This is a genomic window from Streptomyces sp. SID3343, from assembly GCF_009865215.1.
Lineage (GTDB): Bacteria > Actinomycetota > Actinomycetes > Streptomycetales > Streptomycetaceae > Embleya.
Genome location: NZ_WWJX01000321.1, coordinates 1 through 13,090, shown reverse-complemented (window position 1 = coordinate 13,090; position 13,090 = coordinate 1). Strand labels below are relative to the sequence as shown.

The following is a 13,090-nucleotide window of genomic DNA, read 5'->3' as shown; positions in this document are numbered from 1 at the left end:
ATCGCCGAGGCCATGGACAAGGTCGGCAAGGAAGGCGTCATCACCGTCGAGGAGAGCAACACCTTCGGTCTCGAGCTTGAGCTCACCGAGGGCATGCGCTTCGACAAGGGCTACATCTCGCCGTACTTCGCGACCGACATGGAGCGCATGGAGGCCGTCCTCGAGGACGCCTACGTGCTCATCGTCAACTCGAAGATCACCTCGGTGAAGGACCTCCTCCCGCTTCTGGAGAAGGTCATGCAGTCGGGCAAGCCGCTCATGATCATCTCCGAGGACGTCGAGGGCGAGGCCCTGGCCACGCTCGTCGTGAACAAGATCCGCGGCACCTTCAAGTCCGTCGCCGTCAAGGCTCCGGGCTTCGGCGACCGTCGCAAGGCCATGCTCGGCGACATCGCCATCCTCACCGGTGGCCAGGTCATCTCCGAGGAGGTCGGCCTCAAGCTCGACACCGCGGGTCTCGAACTCCTCGGCCGCGCCCGCAAGGTCGTCGTCACCAAGGACGAGACGACCATCGTCGACGGTGCCGGCGACTCGGACCAGGTCGCGGGTCGCGTGAACCAGATCCGCGCCGAGATCGACAACTCGGACTCGGACTACGACCGCGAGAAGCTCCAGGAGCGTCTCGCGAAGCTGGCCGGCGGCGTTGCCGTCATCAAGGCCGGCGCCGCGACCGAGGTCGAGCTCAAGGAGCGCAAGCACCGCATCGAGGATGCCGTGCGCAACGCGAAGGCCGCCGTCGAAGAGGGCATCGTCGCCGGTGGTGGCGTGGCTCTGCTCCAGGCGTCGACCATCGCGTTCGACAAGCTCGACCTCGACGGCGACGAGGCGACCGGCGCGAACATCGTGCGCCTGGCCGTCGAGGCCCCGCTGAAGCAGATCGCGGTCAACGCCGGTCTCGAAGGCGGCGTCGTGGTGGAGAAGGTCCGCAACCTCACCCCGGGTCACGGCCTCAACGCCGCGACCGGCGAGTACGTGGACCTCATCGCCGAGGGCATCATCGACCCGGCGAAGGTCACCCGCTCCGCGCTGCAGAACGCCGCGTCGATCGCCGCGCTGTTCCTGACGACCGAGGCCGTCATCGCCGACAAGCCGGAGAAGAACGCGGCTCCGGCCGGCGGCGCTCCGGACATGGGCGGCATGGACTTCTGATCCCCCAGGGGTCCGATGTCCTGACGCACAGTCGGTGGCAGTAGCTGTGCCAGAGCAGTAGCTGTGGCAGTGGCAGTGGCTTGACGCGAGAGGCGGTCCCCTTGGGGGCCGCCTCTTTCGCGTACGCGGGGACTGTTCGAAGCGTGTTCGCTCGTTCGAGTGGCGCAGCCCGCTTACCCTGACAAGGTCTCCGGGCGACGTCGGCATCGCTCCTGTACAGCGTGGATCGAGGTGGGCGAGGTGAAGGACATGACCGCACCCGTGATCGAGACGGGCACCACTTGGCTCCAGATGGTCGCCATGTGGCAAGAGCTGGATGTGCCCAAAGGTTGGCGCGTCGAGGTAGACGGGGAGAACATCACGGTGTCGCCGCCACCCGTGCACACACACGAATTGATCGTCGAAGAGATCGCCGCGTTGCTGCGGCAGGCCGCCCCGAAAGGTTGTGGAGCGTTCACGAATCTCGGTGTGGAGATCGTTTCGCTCGGTCGGCTCTACATTCCGGACCTGGCCATCGTTCCTCGGGAAGACACCGCGACGCCGACTCCGGCAGACCGCGCCCTCCTGGTCGCGGAGGTCACTTCGCAAGGCAACGCCAAGCGCGACCGAGAGACCAAACGTGACGCCTACGCCCAGGCGCCTGTTCCGCTGTACCTGCTCATTGATCGTTGGGACCCCGCAGGCCCGTCCGTGACCTTGTTCTCCGAGCCCGACCGGGGCAAGTATCGACGGTTCCTGCACATCGCGTTCGGAACGACGATCGACATCCCGGAGCCCTTCGGCATCGAGCTGGACACCTCGAACTTTCCTCGCTGAGCCGGTAGTCGCCGGTCGATCCGAGGCTCGGGCCGCGTTCGACCGGGCTCGGGAGGCGGTGCGGGATTCGGGGTCCAAGAAAGTGCGCGCCGCCGTTGCGCCTTGCCCCACCCCGGGGACGCCCGACCACGCCCACCCCCGGCGCGTCAGCGCCCACTCACCACGGCCCACCGTGTGATCGACGAGCGAAGCGAGGAGAGCGGCCCCCGGCCGCAGCGCGAAGCGCTCCAGACCTTCGGTGCCGGAACGAAGTGGAGGCACCGAAGGTCACGAGCGGAGTGACACTTTCTGCGGAGGAGCGAAGCGGGGGAGCAGAAAGTGTTGCTCCGCGAGCCGGCGGCGAAGCCGCCCGACAAGAAGCAACGCCGCCCCCACGACGGGGGCTTACCGGTACGGTCCGGGCTGCGACTCGGGCTTTTTCGTACGGTCGCCCGACGAAGTGAGCGCCGCACGCCACCGAAAATCAAACCGGCCGTGACGCTCCGTGGGCTAGGTTCGGCGCATGGTCAATCTGGAGGGGCTGCTCACCGAGCGGCTGGCGTCGGCGTTCGAGCAGGTTGCGGGGATGCCCGTGGATCCCTCGACCCGTCGGTCTCAGCACGCGGATTTCCAATGCGACGGGGCGCTCGCGTTGGCGCGACGTCTGGGCCGCAACCCGCGCGAGATCGCCGCCGAGATCCTTGGCCATGCCCGACTCGACGACCTGTGCTCGGCGGTGGAGATCTCCGGTCCGGGCTTCGTCAACCTGACCGTCGCGCCCGGTGTACTGGGCAGACTGCTCGCGGGGATCACCGACGACGAGCGTCTGGGGGTGCCTCTCCCGGAGCGGCCCGAGACGATCACCGTCGACTACTCGGCGCCGAACACCGCGAAGGAGATGCACGTCGGCCACCTGCGGTCGACGATCATCGGCGACGCCGCCGTGCGGGTTCTGGAGTGGCAGGGGCACACGGTCGTGCGCCAAAACCACCTCGGCGACTGGGGCACCCCGTTCGGGATGCTGATCGAGCACCTCCTCGACATCGGGGAGAGCGAGGCCGCGCACGAGTTGTCGGTGGGCGACCTCAACGGTTTCTACCAGGCAGCCCGGGGCAAGTTCGACGCCGACGACGCGTTCAAGGACCGCTCCCGCAAGCGCGTGGTCGCGCTTCAGTCGGGCGACGAGACCACCCTGCGGCTGTGGCACACGCTGGTGGCGGAATCCAAGAAGTACTTCATGGCCGTGTACGCGCGCATGGGAGTGCGCCTGACCGAGGAGGACTTCTTCGGCGAGAGCTTCTACAACGACCAACTCCATGCGGTGGTCGACGAGTTGGATGCGCTCGGGCTGCTGCGGGAGAGCGAGGGCGCCAAGTGCGTCTTCCCCGAGGGGTTCACCAACCGCACTGGGGAACCGCTGCCGCTCATCGTGCAAAAGAGCGACGGTGGGTTCGGCTACGCCGCGACCGACCTGGCCACCATCCGCCGCCGGCTTCGGGTGCTGCACGCCACCCGCCTGCTGTACGTGGTCGGTTCGCCCCAGAGCCGGCACCTGGAGATGGTCTTCGAGACGGCACGCGACGCGTCCTGGCTCACCGATTCCGCGCGGGCGCAGCACGTCGGTTTCGGGTCCGTCCTCGGCTCCGACGGAAAGGTCCTGCGCACCCGTGCCGGGGCGTCCGTCAAGCTGGTGGACCTCCTCGACGAAGCCGTGATCCGGGCTGCGGCGGCGATCGCCGAGAAGAACCCGGACCTGGACGAGGAGAGCCGCGCGGCCGTCGCCCGGGCAGTGGGGATCGGCGCGGTCAAGTACGCGGACCTGTCGACGGACCGCCTCAAGGACTACCGCTTCGACTACGACCGGATGCTGTCCTTCGACGGCAACACCGCGCCGTACCTGCAATACGCCCGGGCCCGGATCTGCTCGATCTTCGGCAAGGCCGGCGTCCAGGCCCCACGCGGGACCGAGGCCCTGGTCGTCGCCGAACCCGACGAACGAACGCTGGCCTTGCAACTCCTCGCGTTCCCGGGCTTGATCGCGGAAGTCGCCGACTCGCTGGAGTTCCACCGCCTCGCGCACTACCTCTTCGACCTCGCGACCGCGTTCACCGGTTTCTACGAACGGTGCCCGGTGCTGCGTTCGGAGGGCGAAGTCCTGCGGTCACGCCTGGTGTTGTGCGACCTCACCGCGCGCACTTTGGCCGTTGGCCTGGAACTCCTGGGCATCGAGGCCCCCGACCGGATGTAGGGGCGGGGCCGGCGCGACACCCTCGGCCATGCGCGGCGGCGTCGGGCCCGGTCCGGGTCCGACGCTGCGTGCGGTTGGGGGTCAGCGGGGCTCGGGGTTCCGCTCGGCGTGGCAGAGATAGCAGGTACAGGGTGGGTCGTTGGCGGGGTAGGCCGGGCGGGGGTCGCCGGCGTGGACCTCGTAGTGCGTCGGCGGTTTGATCAGCCGGCGGGTGCCGTTGCCGTCGATCCGATAAACGGAGATGGTCATTCCGCTTTGTCCTTGCAGGATGCCCACGAGTCACGTCCTGAGGTGTGTGAAGTGCTGTTCTCCTGCTCAGCAAACGCCCGAAGGGTTACCGTTGGCTACGGTCCGCACGTCTGCGGTTACGCGCGAGCGCTGCCCGATGCAGGCCATAGACATGCCAGGGGGACGCGTCGGAGAAGGCTATGACGTCACGCCAGAAGATCGAGCCGCAGTCCCAGTCGTGGATCTTGAGGCACCTCGGTGAGGAGATCGCTGCTCAACGGGAAGCCGTGGGCATGACGCAAGAGGAACTGGGGCAGTACACGATCTGCTCGCGGAAAACGGTCAGCGCCTACGAGTTGGGGACGCTGCTTCCGCCCAAGCCGTTCATCGAACGTGCGGAGGCAGCCATCCGGATCCCGGGGACGTTGATGCGGCTTTGGCGAAAGCTGAACGATGGTCCGCAACTGGACTGGTTCGCTCGATATTTGCGAATGGAAGCCCAGGCCGTTGAGATCCGGCACTTCGAATCTCATCTGATCCCCGGGCTGCTGCAAACCGAAGCGTATGCGCGAGCCGTTTATGAGATCGGGCACGCGCAACCGGCGAAGAGGATCGACGAACACGTCGAGGCACGCATGGCGCGTCAGAAAGTCCTCACGCGGAGCGATCCGCCTGATGTCTGGTTCGTGTTGGATGAAGCCATGTTCAGGCGCTGGCCGAAGGTGCATGGGCTGGTCCAGCCGCAACTTGAGCATGTCCTCAATGTCTCCAGGCTGCCGAACGTGAGAGTCCAGGTGACGCCCTTTGAGGATGGCCAACACGTGGGCATGTTTGGCCTCATGACGCTGCTGTCGTTCACCGGGGGAGACGACTGCGTGTACGAGGAGCCGGTGGGAAGTGGAAGAATTCTCACGGATCCGACCATCGTCGCCAACGTTCAACGGCGCTATGACCTGCTCCGTGCCGATGCTTTGTCCCGCGCGAAGACGGAAGAGTTCTTGACCGGCATTTTGGGGAAGTTGTGAACAACGAACGGTTTTCGCGCTCAATCGTGTGGCGCAAATCAAGTCACAGCAGTAGCCAAGGTGGTGACTGCGTCGAATCGGCGCAGGTCTCGGATCGGATCGGCGTTCGCGATTCCAAGGACCTGAGCGTCGGTCACATCGCCGTCGACCCCGCGTCCTGGACAGTCCTGATCGGGTCCATCAGGACTGCTTGAGTCGTCGGCAGGTACGGAAACGGCCCGGAATGCTCCATGGAGTCTCCGGGTCGTTCGGGTTGCGGACACAGGAGTCGAAGCGTGAGCACCGCTCTCGTTGCGAAGCATTGCTCTGGCTTCGGGCGCCATGTCTGGGACGTGAGCGCCGCTCTTGTTTCCGTTTCCGGGCGCGGCAGTCGAAGCGTGAGCGCTGCTCTCGTTTCGAGGCCCTGCTCTGACTTCGGAGGCCCGATCTCGGGTGTGAGCACCGCTCTCGTTTAGAAGCACTGCTCTGGCTTCGGGCGCCGGGTCTGGGATGTGAGCGCCGCTCTTGTTTCGGCTTGCGGGCGCGACAGTGGAAGCGTGAGCGCTGCTCTCGTTTCGAGGCGCTGCTCTGGCTTCGGAGGCCGAGTCCGGGATGTGAGCGCTGCTCTCGTTTCGGTGCAGGGCTCTCGTTTCGAGGTGCTGGGGGCTGCGGATGGCTCACCCAGATTGTGAGCACTGTTCTTGTTTCAGTGGGCTGTTCTCATATTGGAGCGTTGCTCCGATTCGGCGGGCGACCGGGCTCGGCGAGACGGACGGGCGCGCCGTCTACGCGTCCTCCTCCGCAGCCTGCTCGCTCTCCGGACGTCCCCCCGCCAAGCCGCCCAGTTCCGCCACCGCGACCGCGTCCTTTTCGCATACCCAGTCCGGGTCCTCGCCCAGTTCCGGTTCGATGTAGAGCGGGTGGTCGTCGTGCAGCGGGCACGGCGGCCATACCGTGCCCTGCTCGGCAAGGGCCTCCTGGACGTCCTGGGCGATCAGGCCCGGGACGTACGCGGCGCCCTCGGGCCACTGCTCGACCCACCACTTGCGTTCCACCAGGGCGTGCTCGACGAGGGTCACCACCTCGGGGCTCTCGACGCCGTGTACGCGCAGGTCGGCGAGTACGAGGGCGCGGGCGGTCAACAACGCTCGGTCGGTCGGGTCCTGGATGCTCATAGACCACAAGTGTGCGGGATCGCGGCGTACACGAGAATCGCGGCGTATACGAGAATCAAGTGTGGCCCTACTCATCGACCCACCCGCCTGGCCCGGACGCGGCCGTCTGTGGTCGCACCTCGTCAGTGACGTATCGCACGCCGAACTGCATGCGTTCGCGCGTGAACTCGGCGCGCCCGAGCGGGCGTTCGACCGGGACCACTACGACGTGCCCGCCGACCTGTACGACCGGGCGATCGCCGGCGGTGCGGTGCCGGTGTCCAGCCGGGAGCTGGTGGTCCGGCTGACCGCCGCCGGGCTGCGGCAGCGGAAGCGCTACACCCCGCGCTGAGCCCGGGGAGGAAGATTTACGACTGCTGGCGCGGGATGGTGCCTTCCAGGCGCTCCAACTCGGCGCGCATGTTGTAGCGGGCCGCTTCTTCGTAGCGCGCGGCGCCCAACCGCGTGTGGAACAGCCGGGGCAGCGACATCAGGTCGCGCAGTACCGCAGCGCGCGCGGCCCGGAACGCCTCGTCCGGCACGAACGAGTACTCCTCGCGCACCGCGGCCGTGTACGCCTCGTAGCGCTCGCGGTCGGCGGCCAGAATCGCCAGGTCCGCGTCACACAGCACATGCGCGTTGTGGTCGGTCTCGCCCGGTGCGTGCTCGGCGGTGACCCGGACCAGACGCACCGTCTCGGCGATCAGCTCCGGGGCCACGCCCGCCTCGCGCAGGCCGCGCTCGGCGAGGCGCGCGCTGCGTTCCTCGTTGTCGGCGCGGGCCGGGTCGTAGACGGCGTCGTGGAACCACGCGGCGAGGGTCACCGCGTCGGCGTCGTCGGCCTCGTAGACGAGCTCGCCGATGAGGTCGAGCACGGTGCGCAGATGGTCGGTGTCGTGATAGCGGCGGTGCGGCTCGGCGTAGCGCGCGAGCAGGCTCTCGACGACGGCGCCGGCCTCGGCATGCCGGCCGACGAGACGGGCCCACTGGTCTCGCAGCGTCACGGTCGCGGACTCCTGAATGCGTTCCACCCGGCCAGCATGGCAGAACGAGCGAGCGAAGCCGACCACCAACCGCCGCGACACTCGCGGTTCACTCGTAATTGACGCAGATCACAGGCAGTTCGCCAGGGCGCGGAGGGCGCGGAGGGCGCGGAGGGTTCGGAGGGCGCGGAGGGTTCGGATGTGGCCCGGCGCCTCGGTAGGCAGGTGTTCGGTCCGCTTCGCCGTGTCGCGCGAAGCCGGCCACCGTGTGCCTCGTCGCGCACGGCTGCGTGGGGCGGTTGCGCCGACCGAACGGCTGTGCGTTCGGCGCGAGTTCCGAGCCGACGAAGTCCATGGACCCGGCCGGCGGAGGCCGGGGCCGGGGGCGGATACCCGGACAGGACGGCATGCGCCGACGGGGTGTCGGAGTACGCCGTCCCGGGCGGGACGAGTTGCGGCACGTGGCCGCGTTGTCATGGCCGCTACTTCGAGTCGCGGTTGAACTGGGACATCGACCAGAGGTAGCCGAGCGCCGCGAGACCCACACACCACGCGACGGCGAGCCACCCGTTGTAGCCGATCTCGGTGCCCAGCAGCAGGCCGCGCAGGGTTTCGATGGCCGGCGTGAACGGTTGGTAGTCGGCGATCGGCCGGAACCAGCCCGGCATCGTGTCGGAGGGGATGAAGGCACTCGAGATGAGCGGCAGGAGGATCAGCGGCATGGCCATGTTGCCGGCCGCCTCGGGGTTCGGGCTCGCCATGCCCATCCCGACCGCGATCCAGGTGAGCGCCAGGGCGAACAGCGTGAGCAGCCCGAACGCCGCCACCCACTCCAGGGCCGTGGCGTCGGTGGAGCGGAAGCCGATGGCCACGCCGACGGCGCCGACGAGGACCACGCTCGCGATCGACTGCAGCAGGCTGCCGACGACGTGCCCGATGATCACCGAGCCGCGGTAGACGGCCATCGTGCGGAAGCGGGCGATGAGGCCCTCGGTCATGTCCATGGAGACGTACACCGCGGCCCCGATCACCGTGCTGCCGACGGTCATCATCAGAATGCCCGGGACGATGTAGGCGATGTAGTCGGAGCGGGTCGCGCCGGCGCCGCCGATGCCCGCGCTCATCACGTCGCCGAAGATGTAGACGAAGAGAAGCAGCATCATCATCGGCGTGAGCAGCAGGTTCAGGGTCGCTGACGGGTAGCGCCGCGCGTGCAGGAGATTGCGGCGCAACATGGTGTTCGAGTCGCGTACGGCGAGGGACAGGGAGCTCATCGCGCGGTCTCCTTCCGGGCGGCGGATGCGATGGCAGGCGCGGCAGGGTCGTTCGTGGCGGTGGGGTGGCCGGTGAGGGCGAAGAACACGTCGTCGAGGTCGGGGGTGTGCACGGTGAGTTCGTCCGCCTCGATGTCGGCCGAGTCGAGGCGGTCGAGGATGGAGCGCAGATCGCGTTGGCTGCCGTCGCTGGAGATCTGCAGCGACAGCGACTCGTCGTCGCACGTGACCTCGTGCAGGGCGGCGGCGGCGCGTTCGTACGCGCGCGGTTCGGCGAATCGGAGCCGGACGTGGCCGCCGGGGACGAGTCGCTTGAGCTCCGCGGCGGTTCCCTCGGCGGCGATCTTCCCGTCGTTGAGGACCGCGATGCGGTCGGCGAGTTCGTCGGCCTCGTCGAGGTATTGGGTGGTGAGAAGGACGGTGACGCCGCCCGCGACGAGTTCGCGGATGATCTGCCACATGTTGTGGCGGCTGCGCGGGTCGAGGCCTGTGGTGGGTTCGTCGAGGAAGATGATCCGCGGGTTGCCGACCAGTGTCATGGCGAGGTCGAGGCGACGCTTCATGCCGCCGGAGTAGGTGGAGGCGGGTTTCTTCGCGGCCGCGGTCAGGTCGAAGCGCTCCAGCAGTTCGGCGGCGACCCGCTTGCCCTCGCGCCTGGACAGGTGGTGCAGGTCGGCCATGAGGAGCATGTTCTCCTCGCCCGTGATCAGGCTGTCGACGGCGGAGAACTGCCCCGTCACGCCGATCGTGGCCCGTACCGCCTGCGGGTCGGCGGCCAAGTCGTGCCCGCCGACCCGTATCTCGCCGGCGTCGGCGGTGATGAGGGTGGACAGGATGTTGACGGCGGTGGTCTTGCCGGCGCCGTTGGGGCCCAGCAGGGCGAAGATCGTCCCTTCGGGCACGACGATGTCGATGCCGTCGAGCACGGTCTTGTCGGCGTAGGACTTGCGCAGCCCGTTCGCCGCGATGGCCGGATCGGTCATGGTGGGGTGCTCCTTCAGAGGCTGCGAGCGCTGATGTTGCCGTGGTCGGTGGTCGCGTGGACGGTCAGGCCGGCCGCTCCGCCGTCGGTGTTCGTGAGGGTGTTGTCGATCCGGCCGTAGCCGGTGCCGGCGTTCAGGGAGGCGGAGACGCCGGGGGCCGCGCCGACCGAAACGTCGCCCATGCGGGTGCGGAGCACGACCGTGCCGGGGCCGGCCTCGGTGATGGTGATGTCGCCCTTTTGGATGCTGATCTGGGCAGGGCCGTGCAGGCGGCCGACCGCGACGTCACCGGCGTGGGCGGCGAGGCGGACGCCGGCGGCCTCGTCGATCTCGATCGAGCCGTTAGCGCCGTCGACGGTGATGTCGCCGAGGCGTCCGACGGCCCGGAACTCGGCGCAGGACGCCTTCGCTTCGACGCGGGAGCCGGCAGGCAGCCGGACGGTCACCTCGATGGAGCCGGACGGGCCGAAGTACTGGCCCTTGGCGGCCGGGGCCTCGATCCGTAGGACGCCGTTGCCGTCGTCGTCGCGGTATGCGACCTTGCACTGTTCCGCCGCCTGGACGTCGCGGCCCTTCGAGGCGTTTTCGGGCCCGACCTCCACCATCGTGTCGGCGCGGTCGGCGGCGATGATCCGGACGCGCCCTGCGGGGATGTCCAGGACGGCGGTGATCGGGGCGGGGGTGGCGAACGTCTGCATGGTGTCCTCCGGTGCCGAGCGGCGTTTCTGATATCGCAAACGCTACGTTGCGTTTGTGGATCGCTCAATATGTTTGTTGCGCAGACATGGTGTCATTGCAGGTTAGAGGCTGTATTTCGTTGCAATGATAGTTTGGCTAACGCAATGATGGTCCTTGCGGGCGTTGCAATGGCGTGAGAGTGAACGCTATGCTGGGAGCATCGAGGAATGTGAAGGAGATTGCGATGCCGGGAGGCAGACTCACCCAGCAGGACCGCCAGAGGATTGCGCTCGGACTGGCCGACGGCCTCGCCTACGCGGAGATCGCCAGGGATCTGGAGCGCCCCACCTCGACGGTCACGCGTGAGGTGATGCGCAACGGCGGCCCTACCGCCTATCGCGCCGACCTGGCCCACCGTGCCACCGAGCGCCGTGCCCTACGGCGCAAGCCGACCTCGCCCCGAGGGCCGGGGGCGCCGGCACGGAGCGACGGGCGCGACGCCGAGGCCGTGGGCGAGTACGAGGAGACGTTCACGACCCTCCTCATGCACCAGGGCGTGCCCAAGATGATGGCCAGGGTGCTGACATGCCTTCTCGTCGCCGACGGCAGCCTCACCGCGTCCGAACTCGTCCAGCGCCTCCAGGTCAGCCCGGCGTCGGTCTCCAAGGCGATCGAGTTTCTTGAGAGCCAGGGCCTCGTCCGCCGGGAACGCGACGCAGGTCGCCGGGAGCGCTACATCGTCGACGACGACGTCTGGTACCAGTCGACGATCGCCAGTGCCCGCGGCACCGCCCAACTCGCCGAGGTCGCACGGCAGGGCGTCGGCATCCTGGGGCGCGACACCCCGGCTGCCATCCGGCTGGAAAACATCGCCCGTTACAGCGACTTCATCAGCGAGAGCATCCTGCGCGCCGCGGAGCAGGTCCGCGACGTCCTCTTCGCGAAACCCGAGGTGCGCTCGGGCGGCAGTGAGTCGGGTCCGGGTCACGGATAGCCGGACAGTCGTTCGCGAACGGACAGTCGTTCGCGCGGATGGGCAGCCGTCTCGACGGTCTGGGTCGGTCGACGTGCATGCGCGATACCTGCGGGCCTACTCGGCGGCTGATGCCGGGGCCGGGACGGCCAACGCGGGCGAGGCGGCCGGGACTTCGAGGGCGGGCGTCCGGCGTCGTGGCGGTGTCACTCGCAGAAGACGCGCACCTGCGCATCGGGGGAGTCGACGTCGATGTCGACCCCGTCGAGTTGCTCGATCAACTCTTCGAGGTGCTGTGGCTTGAGTTCCGCGAGGTCGATCGATATTCCCGACCTGTTCAGCTCCGCGTTGACCTTGGTGAGGGCCTGCGGAGGGAGAAGGCTGGTGAGACGGACCCCGGCGCGCAGCAGCTGTAGCGGGACCCTGAGGTTGACCCGGCTCGTCCCGTCGCCGCCGAGCTCGTCCGCCGCGTTCACCACGACGCGCAGGTACTTGGGTCGCGGCTTCGGGCGGGACGCGGCTCCGGGCGGCGGCTCGGGCCGTTCCCGTTCGAGGGCGTCGATCAGGCGCTCGGCCTCGTCAGCGGTGATCTTGCCCTCGGCCAGCATCTGCAGGACCTGACGGCGTTGTTCGTTCATTGTTGCTCCTTCTCCTCAGGACTCGTCCGAACGCGTCCGGCTCATCTGACGATCACCGACACGGCTGTTCGGCCCTGCTCGATTTCGACCCGGGTGCCGGGCAGCGCCCACAGCAACAGCCCCACGCCGCGCAGCGCACCCATCGGGCGCGCCCCGGTGGCGAGGCACGCGACCACGCCGGCGAGCGCGGCGAGCAGCACCAGCGGTGACAGCACCAGCAGTACCGGCAGAACGGGTATGTACAGCCGCCGCCGGCGGCCGTCGGACCGGCGATAGCGCACCGTCACCAGCTGCGGGACCATCAGGTCCCCTCCAGCTCGGTCAGCGCTTCCAGGGCACTGATCTCCCCTCGCCGCAGGCGGTCGACGACATCGGCGGCGGTGGTGGCGGCGGTGGTGGCGGACGCGCCGGCGGTTTCGCCGGTGGGTGCCGGGTCGGTGTCCACGAAGTCGAGCTGCTCGGCGATCCGTTTCAGCCGGGACTTGATCGTCGGGTAGCTGACCCCGAAGGTCCGCTCCATCTCCTTGATCGAACCGTGTGACCGTACGAACGCGGCCACGAACACCTGGTCCTCGATCCCGAGTTGAGCCAACTGCGGCGGCTCGAACTGCCCCTCGATCACGACCCCGCTGCCCGAGAGGCGAACCCGCTCGACCACGAACGGCTGCCCGCGGGTCAGGTCCGTCAGTTCCTGCCAGTCCACCACTCGGCCTCCCTTGCCCTCGGCAATGTACTGACTCTTCATTTGTACATTGAGTTTTTTAAGGAGTCAACGAGCAGATATTGATTTTCTTGATTTGGTGGTTGATGGTTCCGGCCGGGGGCTCTTTTTCGTTCGCGATTCACCAAGTCGGTGGGGGCACGCGGCGGGTGGCCGGGGCCACGCCCGGGCGGAGGCAGACGGCATCGGGCGAATCGGAGGGGGGAGCGGTTGCCGCGTGCTTCGGCTTGGCGGGCGTGGGTCGTGGGTCGTGGCGGGGGTG

At 68.0% G+C, this 13,090-nt stretch carries 16 protein-coding genes and 1 pseudogene; 8 read left to right on the top strand and 9 right to left on the bottom strand.

The genetic code is table 11. From position 1 onward, the window contains the following. From groEL to argS, 3 genes are all read left to right on the top strand, one after another. Window positions 1-1,149: chaperonin GroEL (groEL, locus tag GT354_RS10955; protein WP_161356092.1), on the top strand; the 1,149-nt coding region annotated here is incomplete at its 5' end. A gap of 231 nt (window positions 1,150-1,380) precedes the next feature. Then, the gene (locus GT354_RS10950) at window positions 1,381-1,965 is read left to right on the top strand and encodes a Uma2 family endonuclease (RefSeq protein WP_161356091.1); all 585 of its coding nucleotides are present in this window, start codon (window positions 1,381-1,383) and stop codon (window positions 1,963-1,965) included. A gap of 502 nt (window positions 1,966-2,467) precedes the next feature. Next, window positions 2,468-4,192 (top strand): arginine--tRNA ligase, encoded by a 1,725-nt coding sequence (gene argS / locus GT354_RS10945; RefSeq protein WP_161356090.1) that lies wholly within the window; start codon window positions 2,468-2,470, stop codon window positions 4,190-4,192. A gap of 81 nt (window positions 4,193-4,273) precedes the next feature. Here the strand turns inward: argS and GT354_RS10940 are convergent, their stop codons facing one another. Then, window positions 4,274-4,441, bottom strand: a complete 168-nt coding sequence (locus tag GT354_RS10940) for a hypothetical protein (protein ID WP_161356089.1) — start codon at window positions 4,439-4,441, stop codon at window positions 4,274-4,276. Between the two features lie 179 nt (window positions 4,442-4,620). On the opposite strand from GT354_RS10940, the gene GT354_RS10935 reads away from it, so the two are divergent. Then, a complete protein-coding gene (locus GT354_RS10935; RefSeq protein WP_161356088.1) occupies window positions 4,621-5,445 on the top strand; it encodes a helix-turn-helix transcriptional regulator in 825 nt (274 codons plus the stop codon). Next, complete coding sequence (locus tag GT354_RS53765; RefSeq protein WP_346011971.1) at window positions 5,442-5,639, top strand: DUF397 domain-containing protein; 198 nt, start codon at window positions 5,442-5,444, stop codon at window positions 5,637-5,639. Before GT354_RS10935 ends, GT354_RS53765 begins: the two co-directional genes overlap by 4 nt. Window positions 5,640-6,209: 570 nt before the next feature. On the opposite strand, the gene GT354_RS10925 is transcribed toward GT354_RS53765, so the two are convergent. Continuing rightward, on the bottom strand, window positions 6,210-6,599 hold the full coding sequence (locus tag GT354_RS10925) for a hypothetical protein (RefSeq protein ID WP_161356087.1): 390 nt from the start codon (window positions 6,597-6,599) through the stop codon (window positions 6,210-6,212). A gap of 61 nt (window positions 6,600-6,660) precedes the next feature. Between GT354_RS10925 and GT354_RS10920 the strand changes: the two genes are divergently transcribed. Further along, window positions 6,661-6,930, top strand: coding sequence for a DUF4031 domain-containing protein (locus tag GT354_RS10920; RefSeq protein ID WP_161356086.1), 270 nt, complete (start codon window positions 6,661-6,663; stop codon window positions 6,928-6,930). 16 nt (window positions 6,931-6,946) lie between these two features. On the opposite strand, the gene GT354_RS10915 is transcribed toward GT354_RS10920, so the two are convergent. The 4 genes from GT354_RS10915 to GT354_RS10900 all read right to left on the bottom strand — a co-directional run bounded on the left by GT354_RS10915 (window position 6,947) and on the right by GT354_RS10900 (window position 10,516). Continuing rightward, on the bottom strand, window positions 6,947-7,576 hold the full coding sequence (locus GT354_RS10915) for a metal-dependent phosphohydrolase (RefSeq protein WP_237534608.1): 630 nt from the start codon (window positions 7,574-7,576) through the stop codon (window positions 6,947-6,949). Between the two features lie 467 nt (window positions 7,577-8,043). Beyond that, window positions 8,044-8,835, bottom strand: a complete 792-nt coding sequence (locus GT354_RS10910) for an ABC transporter permease (RefSeq protein WP_161356084.1) — start codon at window positions 8,833-8,835, stop codon at window positions 8,044-8,046. Further along, window positions 8,832-9,818, bottom strand: a complete 987-nt coding sequence (locus tag GT354_RS10905) for an ATP-binding cassette domain-containing protein (RefSeq protein ID WP_161356083.1) — start codon at window positions 9,816-9,818, stop codon at window positions 8,832-8,834. The genes GT354_RS10910 and GT354_RS10905 overlap by 4 nt, the downstream gene beginning before the upstream one ends. 14 nt (window positions 9,819-9,832) lie before the next feature. Further along, window positions 9,833-10,516 (bottom strand): DUF4097 family beta strand repeat-containing protein, encoded by a 684-nt coding sequence (locus GT354_RS10900; protein WP_161356082.1) that lies wholly within the window; start codon window positions 10,514-10,516, stop codon window positions 9,833-9,835. 188 nt (window positions 10,517-10,704) lie between these two features. Here GT354_RS10900 and GT354_RS55735 point away from each other — a divergent pair. Next, window positions 10,705-10,947, top strand: a pseudogene (locus GT354_RS55735) (helix-turn-helix domain-containing protein); the annotation flags it as partial. A 93-nt stretch (window positions 10,948-11,040) separates the two neighbouring features. Beyond that, entirely contained in the window at window positions 11,041-11,490 is a 450-nt protein-coding gene (locus tag GT354_RS53755; protein ID WP_346011972.1) for a MarR family transcriptional regulator, read from the top strand. Between the two features lie 185 nt (window positions 11,491-11,675). Here GT354_RS53755 and GT354_RS10890 read toward each other — a convergent pair whose 3' ends face one another. The 3 genes from GT354_RS10890 to GT354_RS10880 are packed head-to-tail and all read right to left on the bottom strand — an operon-like array spanning window position 11,676 to window position 12,852. Beyond that, complete coding sequence (locus GT354_RS10890; protein ID WP_161356080.1) at window positions 11,676-12,107, bottom strand: DUF2089 domain-containing protein; 432 nt, start codon at window positions 12,105-12,107, stop codon at window positions 11,676-11,678. A gap of 41 nt (window positions 12,108-12,148) precedes the next feature. Next, a complete protein-coding gene (locus GT354_RS10885) occupies window positions 12,149-12,409 on the bottom strand; it encodes a hypothetical protein (RefSeq protein ID WP_161356079.1) in 261 nt (86 codons plus the stop codon). Beyond that, window positions 12,409-12,852: a DUF2089 family protein gene (locus tag GT354_RS10880; protein ID WP_202511745.1), complete on the bottom strand. Its 444-nt coding sequence runs from the start codon at window positions 12,850-12,852 to the stop codon at window positions 12,409-12,411. Before GT354_RS10880 ends, GT354_RS10885 begins: the two co-directional genes overlap by 1 nt. Window positions 12,853-13,090: the final 238 nt, after the last annotated feature.